The organism is Bacillus sp. z50 (assembly GCF_058313585.1).
In genome coordinates, this window is record NZ_JBZFQL010000001.1 from 1,108,454 (window position 1) to 1,120,520 (window position 12,067).

General features: G+C 36.8%; 12 protein-coding genes. 3 read left to right on the forward strand and 9 right to left on the reverse strand.

What is annotated here, in order from left to right; all coding sequences use genetic code 11:
* Window positions 1-156: 156 nt before the first annotated feature.
* Both AC4G3N_RS05305 and sigK read right to left on the reverse strand, forming a co-directional pair.
* Window positions 157-2,412 carry an MMPL family transporter gene (locus AC4G3N_RS05305; RefSeq protein WP_140461993.1) on the reverse strand — a complete coding sequence of 752 codons (2,256 nt, stop codon included), beginning with the start codon at window positions 2,410-2,412 and terminating at the stop codon, window positions 157-159.
* An 82-nt stretch (window positions 2,413-2,494) separates the two neighbouring features.
* Window positions 2,495-3,211, reverse strand: coding sequence for an RNA polymerase sporulation sigma factor SigK (gene sigK / locus AC4G3N_RS05310; protein ID WP_066105338.1), 717 nt, complete (start codon window positions 3,209-3,211; stop codon window positions 2,495-2,497).
* A gap of 170 nt (window positions 3,212-3,381) precedes the next feature.
* On the opposite strand from sigK, the gene AC4G3N_RS05315 reads away from it, so the two are divergent.
* A complete protein-coding gene (locus tag AC4G3N_RS05315) occupies window positions 3,382-3,549 on the forward strand; it encodes a hypothetical protein (RefSeq protein ID WP_180350008.1) in 168 nt (55 codons plus the stop codon).
* A 378-nt stretch (window positions 3,550-3,927) separates the two neighbouring features.
* Here AC4G3N_RS05315 and AC4G3N_RS05320 read toward each other — a convergent pair whose 3' ends face one another.
* The 6 genes from AC4G3N_RS05320 to mtnN all read right to left on the reverse strand — a co-directional run bounded on the left by AC4G3N_RS05320 (window position 3,928) and on the right by mtnN (window position 9,731).
* Entirely contained in the window at window positions 3,928-4,062 is a 135-nt protein-coding gene (locus AC4G3N_RS05320; RefSeq protein ID WP_077248070.1) for a YrzI family small protein, read from the reverse strand.
* Window positions 4,063-4,373: 311 nt separating this feature from the next.
* Window positions 4,374-6,056 (reverse strand): amino acid ABC transporter ATP-binding/permease protein, encoded by a 1,683-nt coding sequence (locus tag AC4G3N_RS05325; RefSeq protein ID WP_491089845.1) that lies wholly within the window; start codon window positions 6,054-6,056, stop codon window positions 4,374-4,376.
* The gene (locus AC4G3N_RS05330) at window positions 6,053-7,777 is read right to left on the reverse strand and encodes an ABC transporter ATP-binding protein/permease (RefSeq protein ID WP_066105343.1); all 1,725 of its coding nucleotides are present in this window, start codon (window positions 7,775-7,777) and stop codon (window positions 6,053-6,055) included. The genes AC4G3N_RS05325 and AC4G3N_RS05330 overlap by 4 nt, the downstream gene beginning before the upstream one ends.
* Complete coding sequence (locus AC4G3N_RS05335; protein ID WP_066105347.1) at window positions 7,774-8,157, reverse strand: DUF454 family protein; 384 nt, start codon at window positions 8,155-8,157, stop codon at window positions 7,774-7,776. The genes AC4G3N_RS05330 and AC4G3N_RS05335 overlap by 4 nt, the downstream gene beginning before the upstream one ends.
* Window positions 8,158-8,632: 475 nt before the next feature.
* Window positions 8,633-8,845: a YrhC family protein gene (locus AC4G3N_RS05340; RefSeq protein ID WP_077248071.1), complete on the reverse strand. Its 213-nt coding sequence runs from the start codon at window positions 8,843-8,845 to the stop codon at window positions 8,633-8,635.
* Window positions 8,846-9,035: 190 nt separating this feature from the next.
* Window positions 9,036-9,731: a 5'-methylthioadenosine/S-adenosylhomocysteine nucleosidase gene (gene mtnN / locus AC4G3N_RS05345; RefSeq protein WP_139892605.1), complete on the reverse strand. Its 696-nt coding sequence runs from the start codon at window positions 9,729-9,731 to the stop codon at window positions 9,036-9,038.
* 154 nt (window positions 9,732-9,885) lie between these two features.
* Between mtnN and AC4G3N_RS05350 the strand changes: the two genes are divergently transcribed.
* Together AC4G3N_RS05350 and AC4G3N_RS05355 are read left to right on the forward strand one after the other, a co-directional pair.
* Window positions 9,886-10,092: a DUF2536 family protein gene (locus tag AC4G3N_RS05350; RefSeq protein WP_066105356.1), complete on the forward strand. Its 207-nt coding sequence runs from the start codon at window positions 9,886-9,888 to the stop codon at window positions 10,090-10,092.
* 744 nt (window positions 10,093-10,836) lie between these two features.
* Window positions 10,837-11,208: a hypothetical protein gene (locus tag AC4G3N_RS05355; RefSeq protein ID WP_066105359.1), complete on the forward strand. Its 372-nt coding sequence runs from the start codon at window positions 10,837-10,839 to the stop codon at window positions 11,206-11,208.
* 133 nt (window positions 11,209-11,341) lie between these two features.
* On the opposite strand, the gene AC4G3N_RS05360 is transcribed toward AC4G3N_RS05355, so the two are convergent.
* Window positions 11,342-12,040 carry a YrrS family protein gene (locus AC4G3N_RS05360; protein ID WP_225983610.1) on the reverse strand — a complete coding sequence of 233 codons (699 nt, stop codon included), beginning with the start codon at window positions 12,038-12,040 and terminating at the stop codon, window positions 11,342-11,344.
* Window positions 12,041-12,067: the final 27 nt, after the last annotated feature.

Genomic DNA, 12,067 nt, shown 5'->3' on the forward strand with positions numbered 1-12,067 from the left:
TTCTTGTTATATAGCTACTCACATTTAGCTATCTTTCGATTGGATATAAAATTAACAAAAACACCCATGACGATTGAGGGTGTTTGTCTCTACTTAGTTTACTATTCCTTTAAAGGAAGGGAAAGATTTTTCTTACTGATACAGTCAAGTATATCATCATTTCAATTTAAATCGTCTCTTCATCCTCGGAAACCACCAATTCCATTTTCCCATCATTTTCAAGAGGATTGGAACAAGGATTAACCTAATAATCGTCGCATCCAATAAAACAGCAATCGCTAAAGTAAAGCCCAGCTGTTTAATTTCTAATACGCGTGTCAGGATAAATGAAATAAAAACAATGATCATAATTAAGGCAGCCTGGGTAATAAAAGGACCTGTAGATTCGATTCCCCTTGCTATTGATTCTTCATTATCGTGGGATGATTCCCATTCTTCTTTAATCCTTCCGACTAAAAATACCTCATAGTCCATAGAAAGTCCGAACAAAATTGCGAAGGTTAATACAGGCAAATAAGACTGTATAAATCCTGGAGAAGTAAATTGAAGATACTCTTCTCCCCATCCAAATTGAAAGACTAAGACTGTCATTCCGCATGCTGCTGTTACACAAATAATATTTAATAGAATTGCTTTTATTGGAATAAAAATGCTCTTAAAAGCAATTACCAAGAAACAATAGGAAATCATTAAAACAACCACAATGACGATGGGTGTTTTTTTTGCTGTTTCTTCATGCAAATCATTCACTTGAGCTGTAAGCCCTCCAATATAAAGGCTCCCTTCATTCACCTGTTTCTCAAACCGCTCATTTAGCTTAGAGACAAAAGTTTTTGCTTCAGTAGAATCTGGGGCATATTTCAACGTAATCATTACAGGGGCTACATTAAAATCGTCATTAATCAAAAAACTGGTATATTCCTTAAGTTCAGGTAGTTTTATTAATTCTGCTACCTCATTGTATGTATCATCATCACCTAAAAGATTGTCAGTCAATTCTGTAATGGATGAAACCATTTGGACCTCATCAAAGGTTTTGAGGATATCTCCAACAGTCGAAATTTCCTTAAGCTCTTCCATACTGAACCGACTACCTGAAGCCTTCTTTACCAGGAGAACCGGTGAGTATAGACCGGACACAAACTTATCCTCTAAAAGCGTATTTCCTCTTCCAGATGGATAATCCTTTAAGGCATCTTGATTAAGCCCTATTCCCAAATGCATCTGCAATAATGGAGCGGTCAATGCTGCTAGAATAAGCAAACTCCCAATTAAATAAGGAAGTGAGTACTTCATGATATGCTTTGTCCATCGATACAGATATTTTCTCTGATTAGTCTTCTTTTTATATGGTATGGAGAAACTGTTCAGACGATGTCCAAGCAAACATAATAATGAAGGTAAAAAGGTAAGTGTCAGCAACAATAATATAAATAAAACAGCAAATGTGCCCACTGTTAAATTAAGAAATAATTTTGCATGAACAAGAGGGAGTCCGATTAATGAAATCATAACCGTCAACCCAGATAAAAATATAGACTTTCCGCTTGTGGCAATGGCTATGGCGATTGCCTGATGAGAATCATTTTGTTGAAGTTCCTCCCTATATCTAATAATCAAAAATAAAGAATAATCAATTCCTATTCCCAGTCCAATCATCGTGACTACACTTGGTACAATAATGTCAAAATCCTGATATCCCGAAAGACTTAAACATGCAAAGGTAAGAACTACCGCCATTCCTCCTAACATAATCGGGATTAAAGCCGCTGTAAGAGAACCAAATGCAAATAAAAGAACCACAAGAACAAAAGGCATGCCCAATTTTTCCGCAAAGGTAAGATCCCGCTTTTCCATATGGGTCAAATCCTTTATTGTCGGAGTGGCCCCTGTCAAATATAGTTCAAGCCCACCCTTCTGCGCATCCAAATATTCACTAAGTACATCAATCGTTTCTAAAACCCGACCTTTATTCCCTTCAATAAAAAGTAACGCGTAACAAGTGTGCAAATCCTTTGAAACTTGATTCTCCCCCTCCAGCAGAGGGTTCTCCATCGGATTTGCAACTACAGTTACCCCTTCTATCTTTTGGATTTCAGCCAGAACATTATCTACCGGTTCGTAAAATTTTTGTTCATTTACTTTCCATTGATTCGAATGAAAAACAAGAAAATTTTGTTCACCCATATCATCTGCAAAGTTATGCTCCATTAATTTTTGAGTTAGTTCTGATTGTGAACCTTTTACATTTAATTGCGGTGGTGAAAGATGGTTAAAAAAAGATGGTATTAGCATTATTCCGCCAAGAAACAGTAATCCCCAAACTAGCAGAATAACTTTATAATATTGAATGACCTTACAGCCAAAACGGTAAAAATAAGAAGAATTATGTTGGGGTTTAGATTCGTGCATATTGACACCTCAATTTTTTGAGCGTGACAATATTATTTCCTTTTAACGAAAAAAACGGACAAGTATCTTTTGCCCGTTTTGACTATTTTTTCTTCCTTTTTTCTTTCTCTGCTCGATAAAATTCATGGAACATTTTCATTAATGCTCTCTTTTCAATTCTTGAAACATAGCTGCGAGATATACCCAGTTCTTTCGCTATCTCTCTTTGTGTCTTTTCCTTTTTTAGATCTAGGCCAAACCTGCCAACAATAACCTCCTTTTCACGGTCCTCAAGCACATCAATATACTTCTTCACTTTTTCAAGTTCCATATTAAGCTGAATTGTGTCAATTACATCCTCAGACTCAGACTTCAATATATCAAGCAATGAAATTTCATTTCCCTCTTTATCCTGGCCAATCGGGTCATGCAACGAAACATCTTTTTTTGTTTTTTTTATCACTCTTAGATGCATCAAAATTTCATTTTCTATACAGCGGGCCGCGTATGTAGCAAGTTTCGTGCCTTTACCTGAGGAATAAGATTCGATTCCCTTGATTAAGCCAATCGTTCCGATTGAAATGAGATCCTCAGTATCTTCCCCAGTATTTTCAAACTTCTTTACAATGTGAGCTACAAGCCTTAGGTTATGTTCAATTAATAAATTCCTTGCTTCCGCATCTCCTTCCGCCATTCTTTCAATACATTCCCTTTCTTCCTTTGCTGATAATGGTTGAGGAAATGCATTGTTTTTAACATAGGAGACGAGAAAAACCAATTCTTTAATAAAATAGCCAAACGTTGCTAAAACTCCTGCCAATTAAATCAGCTCCTCACTGTTTCCAACCAGTTAGACTATTAGATATGTATGACAGCAGCCTCTATCCCTTGCCTGTCCTTCTGAAAATAAGATATTTGATTTATGCCCAACCATATAAGCAATCATCCCATATTATAATAATAATCTACGGTATATAAGGAGGTGCACCTATGTATCCTTATCATTTTGGAGGACCCAGTTGCGGTTGGGGCTATCCTCCTCCACCATGCCGAAATGGGTATGGCGCCGGATTTGCGATCTTAATTATTCTATTCATTTTATTATTCCTCTTTGGCTTTTGGGGTTTCTGGAGCGGGGGATACCTTGGTCCTAAATAAAGAAAAAAACTTATGCTCTGCATAAGTTTTTTTCTTCTTTTTATAATTCTATAGTTGTGATATCAGCTACAATGACAAATGTGATTGTAACGGCAGTAGCAACCCCCATTACGAATAATAACATGGTAACCAACCCCTTATTCTTCCCATTTACCTAAATTTAACATAATAAAGGGGTGTCCCAAGCGACGTGATGTGAAGAATAATTGACTAATTCTTTACAGGAATGTGAACAGTTCGTTATGCACTATCCTTATTAATCCAGAAAAATTTTGATGTCTTTACTATCATATTGCTAGTCATATCTATCGCCTTCCTTCCGATTGAGCAAATTTTTTTGGACCGGTCAACCTTCGCATACTCGAGTATGGAATATAATTAATAGAATTTATTAATTATAGTTGTTTTTCGATCAAGTATTTCATTTTCCGCCTGACGTATTGAAACGTATTCAGACCTGCCCAATTTATTTGACTTGATTGTAACCGTGAACAGAATCATATTAAAGGTCATGCAATTACCTCCTTAAGCTTCAAATCATCGGTGTTTTTAGCACACTTTATCAATATATTCATCACACCACCAATATAGAACTAAAATTGTATAAAAATCCTATAGTTTAATTTACTATTTTTCACCAAAATATAGACCATTACAGACCTTTAGAAAACCAGAATGGGTAAGTATCTACATATCATAAATTTTAAACAAAGCAAAAAGCCGCAGAAAATTATTCTGCAGCTCTAATGCCAGGCTGTTTTGTCCAAGTTGTTCATGAACCGACAAGTGTTTAAGTGTGTCTTGATATCATCCCACTGCCCATATTACGCATTCTTACAATGCTGGCATTCCATTTCGTTTATTTGTCCATTGCTCACTTCAAAAATACGGTCTGCCATAGCCAGTACCTCCGGATGATGGCTGATGAGAATAACAAGTTTATCTCCCGCATGGGCTTTAATGGCCTGAAGAATGGAGGATTCATTCAACGCATCAAGATTGGTCGTAGGTTCATCCAGGATGAAAACCGAGGCATCATCCAGGAATAATCTGGCCAACGCTAATCGTTGGAGCTGTCCACTTGAAAGATTTTCACCGAATTCTTGAAGATGTGTATCCAATCCTTCTGGAAGACTTTTTATAAATTGATACAATCCTGCTTTCTCACAAGCATCCCAAATTTCTTCATCCTTATATTTTTTATACATCGTCAGATTCCGGCGCAATGTATCCGAAAATACAATTGTATGAGCATCAACCATACTGAAATGATTCCGGTAAGAATCGGCATCATACTCCTCGGCTGGCACTCCATTTAATAGTATGGTACCTTTCGTAACTGGAATATCCCGCAGCAGTAATGAAATCAATGTTGATTTCCCCGTACCATTATCTCCCCTGATGCCAATAATTTCTCCTATTCTCCATTCAAAATTAACGTTTTTATATAAATGTTTGCCTTTTTCATACTCAAATTGAACATCTTTATATTTAATATTACCAATATGGACGAGTTCACGACTGCCTCCCTCATTTACCTCAGGAGTAATATTCATGATTCCTAAGACACGTTTAGCACTGGAAAATGTATGAACAAGGCTCGAGCTAAGCTGCGATAAAGCTAGTGCAGGACCAAAGGAAGAATAAAGCAGCAGCATAGCTAAAAGCCCTGTACCTGCATCCACTTTACCAATTCCGTATAAATAAATAGATATACCAATTTGTATAAACACTGAAAGGTATAATGCCCCATCCGTCAATGCCTTGAGTAGACCTTCATGTTTCTTAAGGGACAAAGTAGAATTATTTAATTCCTCACTATATTCGTCAATTTGATTAATTGTCTGTTGCTCCTGTCCAAAAATGTACAGTTCCTTCAACCCTTTTAATCGATCAAGGATATATTGACTTTGCATGCCAAATTGAACACGATAAGCTTCTCCTGCTTCTTGTCCGCTTCTGTACACACTTTTCGGAACAACATAGCTTATTAACAAATATGAGAACAACGCTGCAACAGCATAAAATGGATGAAAAGACCAAAAAATCGCCAGATAAACAATTCCTGTGATAAAGCTAATACAAACAGGAGCTACTGTGTGCGCATAAAACACTTCAAGCATTTCTACATCCTTAGTAATAACATTCATAAGCTCCCCTTTTTGAAAGCTCATTAATTGCCTATTCCCAAGCTTTCCAAGGGATCTAAAGATATGAGACCGGATAGTAGCCAGAAGACTAAATGCAATGTAATGGGTCATATATTGCTCGCACAGACGAAAAACAGCACGCATTATACCTGCTGTAATAATCATAATCAGCAACAGTCTTCCATTTCCAAAGTCCTTAAGGCCCATTACATCCAAGAAAGCCATCCCTCCTATAAGACTTATGGCTGAAACCGCCAAATAACCTAATGTACCAAGAAGGATTGTCAGCATCATATGTGGAATAAGCGGCTTTAATATTTTCATTAATTGAATCAAATTCTTTCCGCTGCTAATCATACTGCACACCTTCCGATTGATTGTTGTTCTTCAAATAGCTCTGCATAAATGTTCCCATTGTTCATAAGTGTTTGATGATTGCCTTGTTCAGCTATTTTTCCATTGGAGAATACATAGATTTGATTTGCATCTACTAAACGCTGCAAGTGATGGGTAATCATGATAACCATTTTTCCCTGACGGCTGATTCTTTGAATAATATCAAGAATATCATCTTCACTACTACGGTCGATATTGGCAGTAGCTTCATCAAAAATAAACACTTTAGGATTCTTTAACAGCATTCGGGCAATTGCTAATTTTTGGCGCTGTCCGCTTGAAAGATTCGTCCCTCCGCTTTGAATTTTATAATGAAGGTTAGCAGCAAATTGATCTAGCTTCACAAACCTAATAATCTCTTCTGCCTCTTCTACCTCCAAAGTTGGTTTAGCCATCATTAAATTAGAAAAAATCGTACCTTCAAAAATATAGGAACGGTTACTGACACAGCCAATCAATCGATGCACCTGATCAATAGGCAGTTCCGCTAAAGATGTCCCACCGATTTCAATTGTTCCATTTTCCGGTTCAATGAAACGTTGCAGAATATGTGTAATAGTCGTTTTTCCTGCACCAGAAGCACCTGCAATTCCCGTCACCTCGCTTTGCTTGATGACAAGATTGCAATCCTGCAAAGCCGGTTTTTCAGCATATGGATAAGTATAGGTTATATTTTTAATGCATAAATCTCCTGTGATATCCTTATGAACAGCTGGTTCTTCTTTTTGCGAGTCAATTTTTAAAATGGAGGATAATAAATTCAAGGCACTCGTACCATTCATACCTACATGAAAATAGGATCCCAACAGTCGAAATGGTACAAAAAATTCAATCGCCAGCAGAGAAAAACAGATAAAGCCAGTTAAACTTAAGTTTCCATTTTTATAGGCAATCACTGAGCAGACGATTCCCAAAGCTGCTCCTAAATAGGCGATTAAATCCATAATGGTGATAGATTGCAATTGCATCCTAAGCACCTTCATCGTCATATAGCGGAATTCCTCTGCTTCCTTATTCATAATCTCTCCGTATGCCTTTTCTCCGTTATAAATTTTTAAGGTGCGCAGTCCCTCTACACCTTCAACGAACTTTTTACCAACATCCAAGTATTTATTCCAATATGTTTTAAAAATTCTCTTTCCAATTTTTACGCCGGCCACAATGGCAACCGGAATTAAAAAACCACTGATCAACAACATAAGCGCAATTTTCCAATTCAATTTTGCCATTACCACAAATAGCAGGACAGGAGTCAACAGGCTATAAAAAAATTGAGGCAGATAACGACTGTAATAAACATCGATATTCTCGATACCTTCTACCGCGAGCTGGCTAATTTTACTGATTTCCAGTTTGGTAATCTCTTGAGGGGTCAGTGAAAGAAGCTTTTCAAACAGTTCTCTCCGCACCTTATGCTTTAGCTCAAATGATGTATAATGTGTGAGCTTTGTCGAGTAATAATGACAGCCGAACTTTATAGCTATAATCAATCCAATATATAAAATGTAGTACATATCCATAACGATATTATGAACATAGAACAAGGCAGAAAATAATTCCGCAATCTCAAATACAATCACTATATTTATAACAACATTCAATAATTGCAATAATGTAACTTGAACCAAAACAGGGATGATTCCATACTTTTTTGCATAAATCATCATTTCTTTTTGAATCATATTTGTTGCACTTCCTCTTGATTATTAATCGTAGGAATTTTTATAAAAACAATCAATTTAACAACTGCCAACACGCATAGAACAATGCGAACGTGCAAATGATTGACCATTAAACCGCTGATTAGAAGTAATAAATACACGGTTAGTAAAATCGTTAATTTTCTTCTTAAAGTAAGACCACCATCCCTTTGGTAGCTCACTACATATTTTTCGTAAAATGACTGTTTCTTCAGCCAGTTTTCACATTTAACTGAATTACCAGCGAATAAAATTGCTGTCAGTAATAGTAAAGGTGTCGTTGGTAAAATAGGAACTGCGATTCCAATTAAACCAAACAATAGAGATATCCATCCCAATCCCAGTAAAATTAGTTTTTTCATCTGTCTTCCCCCACTAAATATGTATCAATACAAGCCATACTATAGAGCCTAACCCTCCAACTATATGAACGGCCGTACAATTTTTTTGTTTCTTTAAAAAAGGAATTATTGCTGTCAGAGCAATGATAAGCATATAAATGATATAACCAAATAAATTAGAACTCATTTGAAATAAATATATAAATATACTTATCAAGGCTATACAACCACTCCATCTATGAGTAAGTTTTATCGGTCTATTCTTTTTAAACAGGTGTAAAACCCCAAAGAATAAGCAAATAAAAAAAGAAAGTTTATGTAATGTCAACAATATCATTAGAAACCACCCGTACATTATTATTTTGATATATTAATATTATTGATAATGATTATCAATGTCAATGATAAATTTATCAAGTACCTGTAAAGATTCTTGATTAAAAGATTATAAAAAAAAGCCAACTCATTAAATGAGTTGACCTGTATTTTATAGAATTTATTCTTCGTCTTGTATTAACTTCCCATATTTCTTGGATAAAGCAAAAAATAATGCGGATAACGCCAATACTCCAGCAGTAGCAAAAGTTAAGTATTCCTTTACTACTTCACTCATACCTTCCTTTGGCAATATGGATCCTAAAAAAAGAAATACAGCAAACATTAGGAGAGTTGTACCAAAACGTTTATAATCTATCATTTTCTCTTTCAAGGAAACTACCACCTTTCAAATAAACTAGTAATACAGTAACACGATATTCCTCCCTATGCTAATGTAAATAGTGGCAGGCGAACCACTAAAATATATGGACAGAATGGTATCAATAGTTATGAACAATCACATTATTTTTTTAAGAAAACAAAAAAGTTCTGTCTTAGTATTTCGACAGAACTTAAAAATTTTATTTTAATTCTTTTACAATTCCCATTGCCAGTTGAGCTGAATGCAATGCAGCCTTTTCCAGGAATTGATCAAATGATAAATCTGACTCTTTGCCAGCAATATCACTTAATGCGCGCGTTACTACAAATGGAACATTAAACTGATAAGCCACCTGCGCAATAGCGGCTGCTTCCATTTCAACTGCCTGCAGCTGTGGAAACTTTTCTCTTACAAATCGAACACGTTCAGGATCAGACATAAATACGTCACCGGTTGCGATTAACCCTTTTCCAACTCCAACCCCGTCTATGCCTGCGGCCACTTTCTCTGCAAGTGATACAAGCTTTTCATCAGCAATAAATGCTGCAGGTAATTGTGGAACCTGTCCGTATTCATAATCAAACGCCGTAACATCCACATCATGGTGACGTACCTCAGTTGAAATGACCATATCTCCTACATTTAATTCTGGGTTGTAGCCACCTGCTGAGCCAGTGTTGATGATAAAATCAGGCTTAAATTTTTCAAGAAGGACAGCTGTTCCCATGGCAGCATTCACTTTGCCAATACCGGATTTTAACAAAATAACATCCACACCAAACATCTGTCCAGTTGTATATTCTGTATTAGCAATGACAACAGACTCGGCACTTTCTATATTCTCACGCAAATAAGCAACTTCTTCTTCCATTGCGCCAATAATAGCAATTTTCATTAGTATTACTCCTTTATATTACAAAGATTAAAATGACATGTACCATTTTACCATAAATCATCTGCATAAACAGACCACTAATCCTTTATTGGAGCTAGAGTATTCTAGGCATTTTTGGTAGACTTAGTTTGAAAATGAAGGAGGCAAAAAAAAAGTGGAATTTAAATTAGAACTAATTGAAGACAAAGTTGAATTTTTCGAGGCATCCTCAATTCAAAACCTTGAAAAACAAATCCAGCAAAAAATAGATCAAAACAAAGCAATCATGCTATCCGTACACCACATATCCCACCAAATCCACACCACCCCCGAAGGCAAACCCATATACACAGCCGTAGTACACTATAAACTAAAAAGCTGAAGGGCCTTGTTCAGGAGTGAGAAGCATAAGACATAGGCTCGAATGGGATGTTTCTCCCCCGTAGAGGCTATGCTTATGTCCCGAACTCCTAGGCCCTGAAGCTGGATTAACTAAAAAGCTGAGACGACTGTTCAGACCCGAAAAGCATAAGACGAATACTCGGAGGGAGACGTTTTTCCCTCCCGCAGAGTATTTGCTTATGACTCGAGGGACTAGGAGTCGAAGCTGGATTAACTAAAAAGCTGAGACGACTGTTCAGGCCCGAAAAGCATAAGACGAATACTCGGAGGGAGACGTTTTTCCCTCTCGCAGAGTATTTGCTTATGACTCGAGGGACTAGGAGTCAAAGCTGGATTGACTAAAAAGCTGAAACGGCTCATGTTAAGGAACGAAGACTAAAGGCGCCACGTCCTGTGGCAACGTCTTCATGACCAACATCCTGTTGGCCCGCATAAGACATAGGCTCGAAGGGGATGTTTCTCCCCCATAGAGGCTATGCTTATGTCCCGAACTCCTAGGCCCTGAAGCTGGATTAACTAAAAATCCAAAAACGGGTATATTAAGGAACAAAGACTAAAATCGTCACGTCCTGTGGCAACATCTTCATGACCTACATCTTTTAGGCCTCCGAAGCATAAGAGGAGGCACCGTAGGGAGCTTATTAGGGATTAAAGGCTTAAGTACACTACTTCGTGCGGCAACGCCTTTATGACCTGCAGAAATGAATAATAGGAGGTGCTATATATGGGGAGAGAAATAAAGTTTGATGACGATAAGCATGAACTGATTTTAACTCTTACAGGTTTAACAACTTTTTTTGCTTTAAAACGAAAGATTCAAATGCCCTACCCTCTAATAAAAAATGTTTTAGTAGATTATTTCGACGCTCCTACACGGATGATACGGATGCCTGGTTCTTCTATTTCATTCTTAAATATTTATGAAGGAAGTTATAAATATCAGAATGAATGGTATTTTCTTTCATACAGCGGTAGGATACCGTTGGTCATCATAGAATTGCAAGGACATAAAAAGTATAGATATATTATTTTCCAATGTGAAAATCCCACAAAAACCGCATCCGAGATTCGAACACATTTAAGAGATATTGACTGACATGATACATCCTTTTTGAAATGGCTACGATTACCTCTTTGTATTTCCACTCTTCAAATTATCTGGATTTCCCTTAAAAGTAACAATCAAAAAAGCTGCCAAACACGGCAGCTTTAAAAGTATTTTTATTTGGTTAACTAGCTTTGTCATTCTTTATAAGTTTTTCTACCTTTGTCGGTTTCCATCCTTCACCATCAACCCATTCGATATATACACGATACGTGCTTGATCCATCTTTAGGTGATACAGTACCAATTGCCTTATTCGGTTCACCGCCATTTTGTAAATACCATAAGGTCATATTACTTTGATCTATGCCAGCTCCATAGGCAATGGCTTGCTCCATTTCATTCCAATCAGTGGAACCTTTCTCGTATTGTGTAACATGCTCTCCACTTTGTTCCGTACCTACTGGCTTCCATGAAGGATCAGAATACGCTTCTTCCACATTTCCATCAGAAGCTGTTTCTTCAACTTTCTCAGACTCTACTGCATCTTCAGATTCAGAGGAATCTTGATCAGCGTTTTGGTCTTGATCTTGGCCCTCTTCGTCCTCATTCTCAGATGCTTGCTCATCTTCATTCATTGCAGTTTCTTCTTTGTCAGCTTCCTCTTTGTCAGCTTCGTCTTCTTTATTGGTTGCCGATTGATTACTTTCAGGATTGGTATCAGCCTTCTGACTTGCCGGTTCATCATTATTACCTAAAAATATAGTAGCTCCCACAACGACAATAAGGAGAACGACAACTGTAATCAGTATATTGTAGACTTTGTTTACCTTTTTATCCTGACGTTTATCCATACGCGAAGGATATTTATCTTGCCTATCCATATACACTTCCTCCTCAAATTTATAATA